Here is a 12,620-nt window from a genome sequence, read left to right as displayed (position 1 = left end):
ATCGAGTCGGCGCGGACCGTATATGGACTCATCGCAGAGGAGGAGGGATACCCGATGGCAGTGCTCTTGCGGGAGGCGCTCGGCGACAGCCTGCGCCGTGTTCGCACTCAGCAGGGCCGGACGCTTCGTGAAGTGTCCACCGATGCGCGGGTGAGTCTCGGTTACCTCTCGGAGGTCGAGCGGGGACAGAAGGAAGCGTCGAGCGAATTGCTGGCCGCGATCTGCGACGCACTGGACGTGGAGATCGCCGATCTGCTGCTCGAGGTCGGGACGGCCATGCGGCCCGAATCCGCCAAGTCCACGTGTGCCGACCACGACGCCGCGATCACCCCGGCCGTCGTCATCCCTGCGCCCGAGGTGCATGCACGGGCCACCGCCCTGGCCGCCGCCTGACCGCGCGGGTCGACATCCGCATTGCCACCCGTGGTCGATCGGCCGCGGTCGCGCGTCAGACTGCCGGTGACTGTCATCCGCCTGACTGTCATCCGCCGAAGACCGTGTGTCCGTGCCGCACCGGTGAGTGAGGCGCTAGATTGGGTGGAACCCTCACGACGAAATCCGTTCTGAATGGAGTTGACGAGAAGCATGGCGAACCCGTTCGTGAAGATGTGGCGATACCTGATGGCGCTCGGCAACGCGAAGATCGACGAGAATGCCGATCCCAAGGTGCAGATCCAGCAGGCGATCGAGGATGCCCAACGGCAGCATCAGGCCCTGTCGCAGCAGGCCGCATCGGTCATCGGCAACCAGCGCCAGCTGGAGATGAAGCTCAATCGGCAACTCGAGGACGTCGAGCGGCTGCAGGCCAACACCCGTCAGGCCCTGACGCTGGCCGATCAGGCCAACGCCGCCGGTGACGCCCAGAAGGCGCAGGAGTACACCAACGCCGCCGAGGCCTTCGCGGCGCAGCTGGTGACCGCCGAGCAGAGCGTCGAGGATCTGAAATCGCTGCACGATCAGTCGTTGCAGGCCGCACAGCAGGCCAAGCAGGCCGTCGAGCGCAACGCGATGATCCTGCAGCAGAAGCTCGCCGAGCGGTCGAAGCTGCTCAGCCAGCTCGAGCAGGCCAAGATGCAGGAGCAGGTGAGCGCCTCGCTCAACCAGATGAGCGAACTGTCGGTGCCCGGCAACACGCCCAGCCTCGATCAGGTGCGCGAGAAGATCGAACGCCGCTACGCCAACGCCCTCGGTTCGGCCGAGTTGGCGAAGAATTCGGTGCAGGGCCGGATGGCCGAGGTGGAGCAGGCCGGGGTGCAGATGGCCGGCCACGCGCGCCTGGAGCAGATCCGGGCCAGCATGTCGGGTGGTTCGCTGCCGGCCGGCGGAGCCGCCGCCCCCGCCGCGCAGCCGGCTCCCGGGCGGCTGTCCAAGCCCGAGCCCCCGCAGGCGGGCAGCTGACATCATCGTCGTTCTCACGACACAACCCGCGGCCACCGGTCGCGGGTTGTGTGCGTCTATCCGGGGATCGTCGGTGATCCGGTGAGGGTGGCGATCGTCGCCGGCCCCGATGCCGGGCACGCCTTTCCCGCCTTCGCTCTTGCCGAAAGGCTTGTTGCGGAAGGTATTTCGACGACGGTGTGGACCGGGACGTCGTGGTTCGCGTTGGCGGAATCGCGGGGGATCGACATCGCCGAACTGCCGGGACTCGCGGCCACCGACGACGATGACGACACCGACGCCGGCAGGAAGCTCAGTGTCCGGGCGGCGCGGATGGCGGTGGCGCTGGCGCCGGTGCTGGCGGTGCGCGGCGTCGATCTGGTGATCTCCGATGTGATCACCGTGGCCGGGCTGTGGGCCGCCGAACTGTGCGGTATCCCGGCCGTCGAACTGTCCCCGCATCCGCTGTATCTGCCGTCGCGGGGACTCCCGCCGGTGGGTGCCGGTCTCGAACCGGGAACCGGGGTGCTCGGGCACCTGCGGGACACCGCGCTGCGGGCGGCGAGCAACACCTCGGTGCGTGCCGGTCGTCGCCAGCGGGGTGCCGCGCGCCGGTCGATCGGCCTGCCGGCCGACCCGCCGACGTACCGACCACGGCTGATCGCCACCCTGCCGGCCCTCGAGGTGCCGCGGCCGGACTGGCCGGCCGACGCCCATCTGGTGGGCCCGTTGGTGTGGGAGCCGACCACCGAGATCATCGAACCCCCGGCCGGCGACGCACCACTGATCGTCATCGCGCCCTCGACCGCACAGATCGGTGCCGACATGGTGGGCGCGACGATGGATGCACTACGCGACAGGGCCGCGCATTCTCCTGTGCGCGTGGTGATCTCGGCGCTGAAACCACCGCCGGAGGAGGTCCTGGCCGCGGTTCCCGGATTGTCGGTGCGGGCCGGCCTCGGGCGCCAGGATCGGCTGCTCGAGCATGCCGACGCGGTGGTGTGCGGCGGCGGGCACGGGATGCTCGCGAAGTCACTGTCGGCGGGTGTGCCGGTGGTGACGGTGCCCGGCGGCGGCGATCAGTGGGAGTTGGCCGCGCGGGTGACCCGGCAGGGTGGTGGGCTCGTGGTGCGCCCGGTCGACGCCGAGGCGATCGGGCGGGCCGTCGGTGCGGTGCTCGATGATCCCGCGCATCGGGAGGCCGCGGCGCGTGCGGGCGCCTCGGCCGTCGACGTCGTCGACCCCGTGCGGGTCGTGCGAGCCGTTCATCGCAGGCACCTCGCCTCGCGCCAACCGACCGAAAGGGCCGACGAATGCGACTGACCGAGTTCACCGAGCGGATCACCGAACAGTTCGGCGCGATGTCGGCGGATTCGATCATGACCGACCATGTGCTCACCGAACTGGGCGGCCGGACCGGCGCCCAGGCGATCGAGGACGGAGTGGACCCGCGCGACGTCTGGGTGGCGATCTGCCGGGATTTCGACGTACCCAGACACGTGTGGTGAGGGTTGTGTGGTGAGAGTGCTGTACTGAGATTCCTGTGCTGATAGTGCTGTGGCGATGGTTCTGGGGCCGCTGAGGCGGCGGTGACGTGTGCCTGCGGTGATTTCCGGCGGCGCCCGCGTGTCACACTTGCCATCGAACACATGTTCTCCGAGAGTGGAGGGGTACGGAACCGAACCGGGGTGGCGAGCGTCAGAACTTTTTGTCGGACCCCATGAGTAGCGTGCGACGCGTCAGAAGTTCCGGCGGATATCCGTCGGAGACAGCCACCACCACCCACACGACAACCACAACCGCCGGAGCACTCCGGCGCACAACCGAGGAGACAAGTCCCATGGCACCAGCGGCCCCCGATCGTGACAAGGCACTCGATCTCGCCCTCGCGCAGATCGACAAGAACTTCGGCAAGGGCTCGGTCATGCGCCTTGGCGAAGAGACCCGTCAGCCCATCGAGGTGATCCCCACCGGTTCGATCGCACTCGACGTCGCTCTCGGGATCGGCGGGCTGCCACGTGGCCGCGTCGTCGAGATCTACGGCCCGGAATCCTCCGGTAAGACCACCGTCGCGTTGCATGCGGTGGCCAATGCGCAGGCGCAGGGCGGCATCGCCGCATTCATCGACGCCGAGCACGCACTCGATCCCGACTACGCCGCCAGGCTGGGCGTCGACACCGACGCGCTGCTGGTCTCCCAGCCCGACACCGGTGAGCAGGCGCTGGAGATCGCGGACATGCTGATCCGTTCCGGTGCGCTGGACATCCTGGTGATCGACTCGGTCGCCGCCCTGGTGCCCAAGGCCGAGATCGAGGGCGAGATGGGTGATTCGCATGTGGGTCTGCAGGCCCGGCTGATGAGCCAGGCGCTGCGCAAGATGACCTCGGCGCTGAGCAACTCCAACACCACCGCGATCTTCATCAACCAGCTGCGCGAGAAGATCGGTGTGATGTTCGGTTCCCCCGAGACCACCACTGGCGGAAAGGCACTGAAGTTCTATTCGTCGGTGCGACTGGACGTGCGCCGCATCGAGACCCTCAAGGACGGCACCGACGCCGTGGGCAACCGCACCCGCGTGAAGGTCGTCAAGAACAAGGTGGCACCGCCGTTCAAGCAGGCCGAGTTCGACATCCTCTACGGCAAGGGCATCAGCAAGGAGGGCTCGCTGATCGACATGGGTGTCGCCGAGGGATTCATCCGCAAGTCGGGTTCCTGGTTCACCTACGAGGGCGATCAGCTGGGTCAGGGCAAGGAGAACGCCCGCAAGTTCCTGCTCGAGAACGACGACATCCGCGACGAGATTGAGAAGAAGATCAAGGAGAAGCTCGGCATCGGCGCGGTCGTCGACGCCGACGACGTGGCCCCGGCTCCGGTCGAGTTCTGATCGGTCGGCGTGCGCGACACCACCACCGACCCCGAGGGACGCAAGCAACCCAGCGCCTGGGACGCCGCTCTGCGGCTCCTCGGGGTCCGCGCACGGTCACGTAGTGAGATGCGGGAACGCCTGTCCCGCCGGGGTTTCGAACCCGACGTCGTCGACGACGTGATGGATCGGCTGGATCGCGGCGGCCTGCTCGACGACGAGGATTTCGCCGCCGAGTGGGTGCGGTCCCGGCACGCCAACTCCGGACGGGGCCGCGTGGCGCTGCGTCATGAGCTGGTGGCCAAGGGCGTCGACGCGGACACCATCGAATCCGCACTGGCCGACATCGACCCGGACACCGAGCGGTCCGTCGCCACCGGACTCGTCGAGCGCAAGCTGACGGCGACGGTCCGCGAACAGGTCCGCGACGACCGCTCGGCACGGGACAAGCAGTTCCGCAGGTTGGTCGGGATGCTCGTGCGGCGTGGTTATCCGCAGACGTTGGCGATCGATGTCGTGGGGGAGTGTCTCGATGCGGCCGCCGCGGATGCACACCCCTGACGCGCCGGTCGCCCCGGAGACGCACTCCTGACACGTCGATGCCCTGACGATCTGCAGATCGTCAGGGCATCGACTCTCTCGGGCATCCACTCTGCAGGGCCGCGTGCCTGAGACTGCGTGCGGTCCGGCGGTCGGTTCCGGCCGCCGGGTCAGTGCTTGCCGAAGGTCGGCATGTTCTCCATCGCGGCACGGTCGGCCTCGTCGGGGTCGGGAGCCGCGGTCTTGCGTCGACCCTGCCGCAACGACTTCTCGATGAAGGTCGCCAACGACGACAGGCCGAAGTTGATGACGATCATCACGATGGCGACCACCACCAGCGCCGGGAGGTAGTTGCCGTAATACGACGCGGACTGCAGACCCGACCGCACCACCTCGACGTAACCGATGGCGTAGCCGAGCGCGGAATCCTTGAGCGCGATGACCATCTGCGAGATGAGTGCCGGCAACATGGCGGTGACCGCCTGCGGGAGCAGGATGATGCGCATGATCTGCGACTTGCGCAATCCCAACGCCTGAGCGGCCTCGGTCTGTCCCTTGGGCAGCGAATTGATCCCCGAACGCAGGATCTCGGCCATCACCGATCCGTTGTAGAGCGTCAGACCGGTGACGACCGCCGCGAACGCGAGCTGCGACGACGGGAAGATCGCATAGTCGGCGAACAGGTAGTACGAGAAGATCATCAGGATCAGCACCGGGATGGCGCGGAAGATCTCCACGAACAATCCGCTCAGGCTGCGCACCCACCAGTGGTCCGACAGTCGGCCGATTCCGAGAACCGAGCCCAGGATCATCGCGAAGATGATCGACAGGGCCGCAGCCTTCAGCGTCCCCCACAGTCCGGGGAGTATGTAGGTCGTCCAGGTGGTCCCGATGACGAAGGGATTCCACTTGTCGCCGGTGAGCTGGCCGTTGTTCGCCAGCACCACGATCACATAGGCGAGGATCGCCACGATGATCGCGACGAAGACGACGGCGATGATCGCGTTGCGGATCCGGGCCTTCGGGCCGGGAGCGTCGTAGAGGACAGTTGCGCCGCTCATCGTTTCACCGCCAGTCGATTCGCGAGGTAGCCGAAGACGGCTCCCTCCAGGAGGGTGATGATCATGAATCCGACCGCGGTGATCGCGAAGATCGCGATGATCTGATCGGAGTAGGTCTCCAGCTCTTCCTTCATCAGCAACGCGGCCTCACTGACGCCGATCACCGAGGCGATCGTGGTGTTCTTCGTCAAGGCGATCAGCACGCTGCCCAATGGTCCGATCACCGCGCGCATGGCCTGCGGCAACACGATGATCCCGAACACCTGCAGGAACGGAAGTCCCAGCGACCGTGCCGCCTCCGCCTGCCCGATCGGCACGGTGTTGAAACCCGAGCGCAGCGTCTCGCACACGAACGTCGACGTGTAGAGGATGAACGCCAGAACCGCGAGCCAGAAGTTGTTGTTCTTGACGAAGTTCTCGTTGTCCGGGGCCAGCGCCAGACCGAGGTTCTGGTAGAGCCCGATCGAGCAGAACAGGACGATCAACGTCAACGGCGTGTTGCGCACGATGTTGACGTAGGTGGCGCCGAACCACCGCATCACCGGCACCGGTGACACCCGCATCCCGGCCAGGACCACACCCAGGATCAATGAACCGAGGGCCGACCAGAACGTCAGTTGGATCGTCACCCAGAACGCGGGCCACAACTGTGGCCCCATGCTGGACCAGAGGTCACTCATGGTTCACCCCTCTCAGCTCATGCCCGCTGGGCACGGCACCGACGGTGCGTCGATGATGGTCTGGACGGCTTCGACACTCGGATCGGGCAGGAATTTGTACTTCGCCGGTTCGCGTTCGGCACGGGTGACCATCTCGTCGACGTACTCGTTGCCGATCGCGTCACGCAATGCGAGTTCCCACGCCGATTCGGTGCCGTTCGGGCCGGGCGCGAGCATCGCGTCGAGCGCCTGGTTCACCGCGACCACCGCGTCGGGGAACTGTTGGGCCATGCCGATGCCATACCGCTCGGTGGAGAACGGGGCGCCGGCGGTCTTGAGGACCTTCTTGCCGCTGCTGGTGACGCAGGCGTCGGCCGGGTAGGTCATCCCGACGATCTTGAACTCGTCCGGGAAGAAGTTCGCGTAGCCGGCGAGGATGACCTCGTCGGTGGTCAGCGCGTCGACCTTGGAGCGGCGCAACGCCTCCACACAGGAGGAATACGAGTCGTACTCCTGCAGCTGTACCGACGGCAACTGCGCCTTGACGTTTTGTGCCGACGTCGAGCCGGTCACCGAACACAGCTTCTTGCCCTTGTTCAGATCGGTCAGCGACGTGATCGAATCGTCGTCGTCGCGTACCAGCAGACCCTGGTAATTGATCAGATACGGCCCGGCGAAGTCGACCTTCTTGGCACGTGCGCCGGTGATCGAGTAGGTGGCGGCGATCATGTCGACCTCACCGTTGTTGATCAACGTCTCACGCTGCGCCGACGGTGTCTCGCGCCAGGTGATCTCGGGATGCGGCACGCCCAGGGAGTCGGCGATGTGGTTGACCACGTACGTCGACACCGACGGATCGAATCCGGTGACGGTCTTGTCGGGGTTGCGGATGCCCAGTCCGGGCTGGTCGAACTTGGTTCCCAGCACCACCTTGCCGGCGCGGATCGAATCCAGCAGGTTGCGGGGTTCGGTGCTGCCGCATGCGGTCAGCGTCGCGGCGAGGACGGCCGCGATCGTCGCGATCACGCCGAGCGCCAGCATCCGGGGCAGTCGGGTCCGGGGTGTTCGGCTATGAGGTTGTGTCGTCTGTCGTGTCGACGAAGGTGTCATGTCAGTGGCCCAGAATCTTGCCGAGGAAGTCCTTCGCCCGGTCGGATTGGGGATTGTCGAAGAAGGAATCCGGATCGGTGTCCTCGACGACGGCACCGTCGGCCATGAAGATCACCCGATCGGCCGCCTTGCGGGCGAAGCCCATCTCGTGGGTCACCACCAGCATGGTCATGCCCTCCTTGGCCAGCGAGACCATCACGTCGAGGACCTCGTTGACCATCTCGGGATCGAGCGCCGAGGTGGGCTCGTCGAAGAGCATGATCCGCGGTTCCATCGCCAGCGAACGGGCGATGGCGACGCGCTGTTGCTGCCCGCCGGAGAGCTGCGCGGGATACTTGTCCTTCTGGCTGGCGATGCCGACGCGGTCGAGGAGTTCCAGCGCGCGTTTGGTGGCGTCGGCCTTGCTCTGCTTGCGCACCTTGATCGGTGCGAGAGTGACGTTCTGCAGAATCGTCTTGTGCGCGAACAGGTTGAACGACTGGAAGACCATCCCGACGTCGGCGCGCAGGCGCGCCAGGTCCTTGCCCTCGGCCGGGAGTCGCTCGCCGGAGATGCGGATCTCACCGTCGTCGATGGGTTCGAGCCGGTTGATGGTGCGGCACAGGGTGGATTTACCCGAACCCGAGGGCCCGAGAACCACCACCACCTGTCCACGGGGGACCTCGAGGTTGATCTCCTTGAGGACGTGGAGTTCGCCGTAGTGCTTGTTGACGGCCGTCATCGAGATCATCGGAGGCGACTCGGATGCGGTAGACGGACCGGGTGCCTGGACGGGGGATTCGGTCATACGTGCCAAGCCTAATCACGGTCGGCGGTATCGGCGCGGCAAATGGGACATGCCCGGCGCGCCGCGAGCCGGCCGGCGCCGCGCGACCAGGCGATTTGCGCTCACACCGTACTCTGGATCCAGTGAGTATCGACCTGTCCGAGCCCGTGGCACCCACCCCGACATCGACCGCTGCGCCGTGGGCGCCGGCCGTCGCGGATGCCGATGCGGTGACCGCGCCCGTCGACACGTCCGTCGACGCGCTGGCCGATTCGCCTCGATATCAGGTCCGCACCTACGGCTGCCAGATGAATGTGCATGACTCGGAACGGATTTCGGGACTGCTCGAACAGGCCGGTTACGTGCGGGGCGCCGACGACGACGAGATCGACCTCGTCGTGTTCAACACGTGTGCGATCCGGGAGAACGCCGACAACAAGCTCTACGGCAACCTGTCGCACCTGGCGCCGGTGAAGGCGTCGCGGCCCGGGATGCAGATCGCGGTCGGCGGGTGTCTGGCGCAGAAGGACAAGGACACCGTGCTGCGGCGCGCGCCGTGGGTGGACGTGGTCTTCGGCACCCACAACATCGGCTCGTTGCCGGTGTTGCTGGACCGGGCCCGGCACAACGAGCAGGCGCAGGTCGAGATCCGGGATTCGCTCGAGGCCTTCCCGTCCACGCTGCCCGCCAAGCGGGAATCGGCCTATGCGGGCTGGGTGTCGGTGTCGGTCGGCTGCAACAACACGTGCACGTTCTGCATCGTGCCGTCGCTGCGCGGCAAAGAGGTCGACCGGCGACCCGGCGACGTCCTCGCCGAGGTGCAGACCCTGGTCGACGCCGGTGTGCTCGAGGTGACACTGCTCGGGCAGAACGTCAACGCCTACGGCATGTCGTTCGCCGATCCGGATCAGCCCCGCAACCGTGGTGCCTTCGCGGAGTTGCTGCGCGCCTGCGGCGACATCGACGGACTCGAGCGCGTCCGGTTCACCTCGCCGCACCCCGCCGAATTCACCGACGACGTGATCGAGGCGATGGCGCAGACCCCCAATGTCTGTCCGCAGCTGCACATGCCGTTGCAGTCGGGTTCGGATCGGATTCTCAAGGCGATGCGGCGCAGCTATCGGCGCACCAGGTTCCTGGGCATCCTCGACAAGGTCCGCGACGCCATGCCGCACGCGGCGATCACCACCGACATCATCGTCGGATTCCCCGGCGAGACCGAGGAGGATTTCGCGCAGACCCTCGAGGTCGTCGAGCAGGCACGCTTCTCGAGCGCGTTCACCTTCCAGTACTCACCGCGGCCGGGCACCCCGGCCGCCACGATGGACGATCAGGTGCCGCCCGAGGTGGTCAAGGACCGCTACCAGCGACTGATCGACCTGCAGGAACGGATCTGTCTGTCGGAGAATCGCGCCATCGTCGGACGCGACGTGGAGTTGCTGGTCGTCGCCGACGAGGGACGAAAGAGTGCCCATGCGCACCGGATGACCGGTCGTGCCCGGGACGGGCGACTGGTGCACTTCGCTCCCGGCGATCGGGGTGCGGCGATCCGCCCCGGTGACGTGGTGACCACGGTGGTGACCGACGCGGCGCCGCATCACCTGATCGCCGACGCAGGCATCGGTTCGCACCGACGGACGCGGGCCGGAGATGCCCACGAGCAGGCCCTGACGCCGACGACACCGCCGGTGGGAGTCGGCCTCGGAATGCCGGGGGTCGGTCCGAGCGCTCCGGTCGCCTCCGGTGGTGGCTGTGAGTCCGGTGCCTGCGGGGCTCCGGCCACCCGATGAGCGGCCAACAGGACCGGGATACACCGAAGATCGAGGAAGCAGTGAACGAGCAGGACGACAACGCCGGCCCAGAGCCCGAACCGTCAGCACGCCGCAATCCGGCGAAGCGTGATCCGATCGACGACGGCTTCGCCGGGTACGAGGACGATTTGCGCAAGGCCGAGCGCAAGGTGGCCGGCGAGATCGATCCGGGTGCCCGCGCCGTCGTCGTCGCCGTCGCCGTGTTGGTCGCGATGGTGTCGCTGGTGCTTCCGCACACCGGTGCGGCGAGCGGCATCGACGTGTTGACCGTGTCGCCGGACGCGGTCACCGAACGGGTGGCCATCACCTCGAAGGTGTTCGTCTGGCTGTTGCTGGTGTTCGGCATCGGGGCGTCGATGCTCGCGCTGCTCACGCGTCGCTGGATCATCGCCTGGATCGCCCTGTGCGGGTGCGCGGTCTCGTGCGTCGCCGGCATGCTGGCCTGGTGGACCCGCAACACGCCGGGCGTCGGCGGAGTGGAACCGCCGCACGGTGTCGGTATCGGCCTGATCCTCGGCTGGATCGCCGCGTTGGTCCTGACCTTCCACTGGGCGCGGGTGGTGTGGGCCCGCAGCACGTACCACCTCGCGCTGGAAGAGGAACGCCGCCGGGAGTCCGCCGCGCGGGAGGACGCCGCGCGTCGTCTCACCGGCCGCACCATCACCCGGCCGAGTGACATCCCGCGAGAAGACGGAACGCCGGGAACCTCGTAACCCGCCGCACGCTCAACGGGAAAGCCCGCCCACTCAACGGGAAAGTGCGCCCACTCAACGGGAAAGTGCGCCCACTCGACGGGAAAGTGCGCCCACTCGACGGGAAAGTGCGCCCACTCGACGGGAAAGTGCGCCCACTCGACGGGAAAGTGCGCCCACTCGACGGGAAAGTGCGCCCACTCGACGGGGGCGGGTCAGCGATCCTCGATGGCGCTCTGGGCCGCGGTCGCCCACTCGCGCCACTGCGCCGCCTGATCGCGCAGCTTCGCGGCGTCCTTGGCCTTGCCGCGTTCCTCGGCCTTGCGGGCCTGCTCCTCGTACTGCGCGGCGCGTTCGGCGAACTGCGCGGCGCGTGCCTGCGCCTCCGGGTCGGTGCGCTGCCACTGGGCGTCCTCGGCGTCGCGAATCCGCTTCTCGAGCGCGCGTGCGCGGCTTTCCAGCGAATGCATCTGCTCGCGGGGTACCTTGCCGATCTCGTCCCACTTGTCGCGGAACGCGCGGAACTCCTTGCGTGCGCCGTCGAGGTCGGCGGCCGGGTCGATGCTCTTCTCGGCCTGCGCGAGGAGATCGAGTTTGGCCTGTCCGTTGGCGCTGAACTCGGCGTCGCGTTCGGAGGCGACCGCATTGCGTGCGGCGAAGAAGACGTCCTGGGCGGCCTTGAACCGCTGCCACAGTGCCTCGTCGGCGTCCCGGGGAGCGCGTCCGGCGGCCTTCCACTCGGTCAGCAGGTCACGGAACTTTGCCGCGGTGGTGCCCCAGTCGGTGGAGCCGGACAGTTCCTCGGCCTGCGCGATCAACTCCTCCTTGCGCACCTTGGCGCCGGCGCGAACCCGGTCGAGTTCGGCGAAATGTGCGCCGCGCCGACGGTTGAACGCGTCGCGTGCCTTTGCGTACCGCTTCCACAGCACGTCGTCGGTCTTGCGGTCGATGCCCTTGATCGACTTCCACTCGTCGAGGATGGCGCGCAGCCGATCCCCGGACGACTTCCACTGGGTGGATTCGGCGCCGATGGTCTCCGCCTCCGCGGCCAACTCCTCCTTGCGGGCGATCGCGGCCGCGCGGGTGGCCTCTCGCTCCGCCTTGAGGGAGTCGGCGACCTCGTCGGCGGCCCCGACGATCACCGACAGGCGCTTCTCGAGGGCGTCGACGTCGCCGATGACCGCGGCGTCGGGTAGCGAGTCGAGCAGGTGACGGGCCGCGGTCTGTGCCTTGCGTGGATCCCCGGATCGCGCGGCCAGGCGTTCCTCGAGGATTTCCACCTCGGTGGCCAGATCGTCGAAGCGCCGGCTGAAGTGATTGAGACCGTCCTCGACGGAACCGGCCTGCCAGGAGCCGATCTGGCGTTCCCCGGATGCGGTGGTGAGCCAGACGACGCCGTCGGCGTCGATCCGACCGAATCGGTGCGGGTCGGTGTGCGGGACGTGGGTGGGTGTCACCACCGGGGTCACCGCGGACGCGGCGGGCGGGGTCGGGCGGGGCCGCGGTCCGGGCTTGGGCCCGGGTCGGGGTCCGGGCTTCGGGACGGGCGTGGAAGCCCCGCCGATATCGGTTGCGCCGATATCGGTTCCGGGACCGGGCTCGCCGGTGTTGTCTCCGGTGCCGTCTCCGTTGCTGTCGTGTTCTCCGCTCATGTGCAGATGCCCCTTCTGCGCTTCATGGTGCCGCGCGACACGGCTGCCAGGTCACTGATCCATCCCGGACGGACCACCGGCCGCCGGGC

At 67.4% G+C, this 12,620-nt stretch carries 13 protein-coding genes; 8 read left to right on the top strand and 5 right to left on the bottom strand.

What is annotated here, in order from left to right:
- Positions 1–54 precede the first annotated feature (54 nt).
- The 6 genes from ABLE94_RS04260 (at position 55) to ABLE94_RS04235 (ending at position 4,801) form a co-directional block, all read left to right on the top strand.
- Complete coding sequence (locus tag ABLE94_RS04260) at positions 55–393, top strand: helix-turn-helix domain-containing protein (RefSeq protein WP_348808116.1); 339 nt, start codon at positions 55–57, stop codon at positions 391–393.
- A gap of 192 nt (positions 394–585) precedes the next feature.
- Positions 586–1,398, top strand: coding sequence for a PspA/IM30 family protein (locus ABLE94_RS04255; protein WP_348803544.1), 813 nt, complete (start codon positions 586–588; stop codon positions 1,396–1,398).
- Between the two features lie 81 nt (positions 1,399–1,479).
- Entirely contained in the window at positions 1,480–2,700 is a 1,221-nt protein-coding gene (locus ABLE94_RS04250) for a glycosyltransferase (protein ID WP_348803545.1), read from the top strand.
- Positions 2,691–2,885, top strand: coding sequence for a DUF3046 domain-containing protein (locus ABLE94_RS04245; protein WP_348803546.1), 195 nt, complete (start codon positions 2,691–2,693; stop codon positions 2,883–2,885). Before ABLE94_RS04250 ends, ABLE94_RS04245 begins: the two co-directional genes overlap by 10 nt.
- Before the next feature lie 332 nt (positions 2,886–3,217).
- A complete protein-coding gene (recA, locus tag ABLE94_RS04240; protein WP_348803547.1) occupies positions 3,218–4,261 on the top strand; it encodes a recombinase RecA in 1,044 nt (347 codons plus the stop codon).
- A 108-nt stretch (positions 4,262–4,369) separates the two neighbouring features.
- On the top strand, positions 4,370–4,801 hold the full coding sequence (locus ABLE94_RS04235) for a regulatory protein RecX (protein WP_348803912.1): 432 nt from the start codon (positions 4,370–4,372) through the stop codon (positions 4,799–4,801).
- A gap of 149 nt (positions 4,802–4,950) precedes the next feature.
- Here the strand turns inward: ABLE94_RS04235 and ABLE94_RS04230 are convergent, their stop codons facing one another.
- From ABLE94_RS04230 to ABLE94_RS04215, 4 genes are all read right to left on the bottom strand, one after another.
- Positions 4,951–5,841 carry an amino acid ABC transporter permease gene (locus tag ABLE94_RS04230; RefSeq protein WP_348803548.1) on the bottom strand — a complete coding sequence of 297 codons (891 nt, stop codon included), beginning with the start codon at positions 5,839–5,841 and terminating at the stop codon, positions 4,951–4,953.
- Positions 5,838–6,521: an amino acid ABC transporter permease gene (locus ABLE94_RS04225; RefSeq protein WP_348803550.1), complete on the bottom strand. Its 684-nt coding sequence runs from the start codon at positions 6,519–6,521 to the stop codon at positions 5,838–5,840. The genes ABLE94_RS04230 and ABLE94_RS04225 overlap by 4 nt, the downstream gene beginning before the upstream one ends.
- A 12-nt stretch (positions 6,522–6,533) precedes the next feature.
- The gene (locus tag ABLE94_RS04220) at positions 6,534–7,541 is read right to left on the bottom strand and encodes a glutamate ABC transporter substrate-binding protein (RefSeq protein WP_348803552.1); all 1,008 of its coding nucleotides are present in this window, start codon (positions 7,539–7,541) and stop codon (positions 6,534–6,536) included.
- A gap of 70 nt (positions 7,542–7,611) precedes the next feature.
- Positions 7,612–8,340 (bottom strand): amino acid ABC transporter ATP-binding protein, encoded by a 729-nt coding sequence (locus ABLE94_RS04215; protein ID WP_348808260.1) that lies wholly within the window; start codon positions 8,338–8,340, stop codon positions 7,612–7,614.
- A 266-nt stretch (positions 8,341–8,606) separates the two neighbouring features.
- Between ABLE94_RS04215 and miaB the strand changes: the two genes are divergently transcribed.
- Together miaB and ABLE94_RS04205 are read left to right on the top strand one after the other, a co-directional pair.
- Entirely contained in the window at positions 8,607–10,166 is a 1,560-nt protein-coding gene (gene miaB, locus ABLE94_RS04210) for a tRNA (N6-isopentenyl adenosine(37)-C2)-methylthiotransferase MiaB (protein ID WP_348803914.1), read from the top strand.
- Complete coding sequence (locus tag ABLE94_RS04205) at positions 10,163–10,900, top strand: Rv2732c family membrane protein (protein WP_348808115.1); 738 nt, start codon at positions 10,163–10,165, stop codon at positions 10,898–10,900. The genes miaB and ABLE94_RS04205 overlap by 4 nt, the downstream gene beginning before the upstream one ends.
- Positions 10,901–11,094: 194 nt before the next feature.
- Here ABLE94_RS04205 and ABLE94_RS04200 read toward each other — a convergent pair whose 3' ends face one another.
- Positions 11,095–12,531 (bottom strand): DUF349 domain-containing protein, encoded by a 1,437-nt coding sequence (locus tag ABLE94_RS04200; RefSeq protein WP_348803553.1) that lies wholly within the window; start codon positions 12,529–12,531, stop codon positions 11,095–11,097.
- Between the last annotated feature and the right edge of the window lie 89 nt (positions 12,532–12,620).

This window comes from Gordonia sp. VNK1, assembly GCF_040049135.1.
GTDB classification, from domain to species: Bacteria; Actinomycetota; Actinomycetes; order Mycobacteriales; family Mycobacteriaceae; genus Gordonia; species Gordonia oleivorans.
Note: the sequence above shows the minus strand (reverse complement) of the source record. Positions and strands in the feature narration are given on the sequence as shown.

What these genes read in the sequence shown, in the direction of transcription:
- ABLE94_RS04260 (WP_348808116.1), top strand. Translation starts at nt 55, where the DNA reads ATGGCAGTGCTCTTGCGGGAGGCGCTCGGCGACAGCCTGCGCCGTGTT.
- ABLE94_RS04255 (WP_348803544.1), top strand. Translation starts at nt 586, where the DNA reads ATGGCGAACCCGTTCGTGAAGATGTGGCGATACCTGATGGCGCTCGGC.
- ABLE94_RS04245 (WP_348803546.1), top strand. Translation starts at nt 2,691, where the DNA reads ATGCGACTGACCGAGTTCACCGAGCGGATCACCGAACAGTTCGGCGCG.
- recA (WP_348803547.1), top strand. Translation starts at nt 3,218, where the DNA reads ATGGCACCAGCGGCCCCCGATCGTGACAAGGCACTCGATCTCGCCCTC.
- ABLE94_RS04235 (WP_348803912.1), top strand. Translation starts at nt 4,370, where the DNA reads ATGCGGGAACGCCTGTCCCGCCGGGGTTTCGAACCCGACGTCGTCGAC.
- ABLE94_RS04230 (WP_348803548.1), bottom strand. Translation starts at nt 5,841, where the DNA reads ATGAGCGGCGCAACTGTCCTCTACGACGCTCCCGGCCCGAAGGCCCGG.
- ABLE94_RS04225 (WP_348803550.1), bottom strand. Translation starts at nt 6,521, where the DNA reads ATGAGTGACCTCTGGTCCAGCATGGGGCCACAGTTGTGGCCCGCGTTC.
- ABLE94_RS04220 (WP_348803552.1), bottom strand. Translation starts at nt 7,541, where the DNA reads ATGCTGGCGCTCGGCGTGATCGCGACGATCGCGGCCGTCCTCGCCGCG.
- ABLE94_RS04215 (WP_348808260.1), bottom strand. Translation starts at nt 8,340, where the DNA reads ATGATCTCGATGACGGCCGTCAACAAGCACTACGGCGAACTCCACGTC.
- ABLE94_RS04205 (WP_348808115.1), top strand. Translation starts at nt 10,163, where the DNA reads ATGAGCGGCCAACAGGACCGGGATACACCGAAGATCGAGGAAGCAGTG.
- ABLE94_RS04200 (WP_348803553.1), bottom strand. Translation starts at nt 12,531, where the DNA reads ATGAGCGGAGAACACGACAGCAACGGAGACGGCACCGGAGACAACACC.